Source organism: Nocardioides sp., assembly GCF_031422975.1.
Taxonomy (GTDB): domain Bacteria; phylum Actinomycetota; class Actinomycetes; order Propionibacteriales; family Nocardioidaceae; genus Nocardioides.
The window spans coordinates 1-1,838 of the sequence record NZ_JANPEO010000247.1; the positions used below are offsets into that span (position 1 = coordinate 1).

At 71.7% G+C, this 1,838-nt stretch carries 1 protein-coding gene; it reads left to right on the forward strand.

The features are described 5' to 3' along the window. Positions 1–34 precede the first annotated feature (34 nt). Positions 35–1,838: phenylalanine--tRNA ligase subunit beta (gene pheT, locus RMO85_RS07340; protein WP_310528051.1), on the forward strand; the 1,804-nt coding region annotated here is incomplete at its 3' end.

The window sequence follows — 1,838 nt, forward strand, 5'->3', positions numbered from 1 at the left end:
GCAGTCGAACGGAAAGACCATCCGGTGGTGCCAGGTGCTCACGGCACCCGGTCCCGATCGTGAGAGCGCCGTTCGGGGCATCGTCTGCGGCGCGCACAACTTCGTCGAGGGTGACCTCGTCGTGGTGTGCCTGCCGGGTGCCGTGCTGCCCGGCGACTTCGAGATCAGCGCGCGCAAGACCTACGGCCACCTGTCCGCGGGGATGATCTGTTCCTCCGCCGAGCTCGGGCTCGGCACCGACCACGACGGCATCATCGTGCTGCCCGCAGATGCGGGTGAGCCGGGCGACAACGCCTTCGACGTGCTCGGCATGGATGACCCGGTCATCGAGTTCGAGATCAACCCCGACCGGGCCTACGCCCTGTCCCTGCGCGGGATCGCCCGCGAGGCTGCCCTCGGATTCGGGCTGCTGTTCACCGACCCTGCCCTCAGGCAGACCCCGGCAGCCGACGACCGGGGCTACCCCGTGGTGGTCGAGGATGCCGAGGGTTGCCCCGTCTTCACGGCACGCACCGTCAGCGGCTTCGACCCGACGGCGCAGACGCCCGCGTGGATGGCCACCCGACTCGAGCAGGCCGGCATGCGGCCGATCAGCCTCGGCGTCGACATCTCGAACTACGTGATGCTCGAGCTCGGCCAGCCCAACCACTGCTACGACCGGGCCAGTCTCGCCGGTGCCATCCAGGTCCGGCGGGCGCTCGCGGGGGAGCGGATCACCACTCTCGACAGCGTCGTGCGTCCGCTCACCGAGGCCGACCTCGTGATCGCCGACGACAACGGACCGATCGGCATCGCCGGCGTCATGGGCGGCGAGACCACCGAGCTGTCCGACACCACGACCGACATCGTCGTGGAGGCCGCGCACTTCGACCCGGTCTCCGTCTTCCGCGCAGGCAAGCGACACAAGCTCCACTCCGAGGCGTCCAAGCGCTTCGAGCGCGGCGTCGACCCGCTGCTGCCGCAGGTGGTGGCCGATCGGGTCGTCGAGCTGCTGGTCGACCTCGGGGGAGCCACCACCGACCCGGGCGTGACGGTGATCGGCACGCCGCCGGCACCGGCCACGATCACCATCCCGGTGGACCTGCCGGCGCGGATCAGCGGCATCGAGATCGCGCACGAGACCACCGTCGACAACCTGACGGCCGTCGGCTGCGACGTCTCGCTCGACGGTGAGACCCTGAACGCGCTCGCGCCCTCGTGGCGTCCGGACCTCACCGACCCCTACGACCTCGTCGAGGAGGTCGTCCGGATCGTCGGCTACGACCAGGTGCCCTCGGTGCTGCCGCCGGCCCCGCCCGGTCGCGGTCGCACCGAGGCCCAGCGGTTGCGCCGCCGGGTCGGGCTCACGCTCGCCGGCGCCGGTCTGGTGGAGACGATCAGCTACCCCTTCGTCGGCGAGGCCGACTGGGACCGGCTCGACCTCCCGGGCGACGACGACCGCCGTACCGCCCTGCGTGTGGTCAACCCGCTCAACAGCGAGGAGCCGCTGCTCGCCACGACGCTGCTGCCCGGCCTGATCAAGGCCCTGGCCCGCAACGTCGGCCGCGGCAACACCGACGTGGCGCTGTTCGAGACCAGCCTGGTGTTCGCGCCGACCGGCGACGAGCGGGCCCCGATCCTCGGCGTCGAGCGGCGACCCACCGACGAGGAATGGGCGGCCATCGAGAAGGCCGTGCCCAGCCAGCCGATGCACCTGGCGATCGCGCTGACCGGACACGCCGAGGAGGCAGGCTGGTGGGGTGCAGGGCGAGCGGCCTCCTGGGCCGACGCCATCGGCGCGATCCGCACGCTCGCTGCCGAGCTCGGGGTCGACCTCGAGGTCGCCTCGACGACCCGGG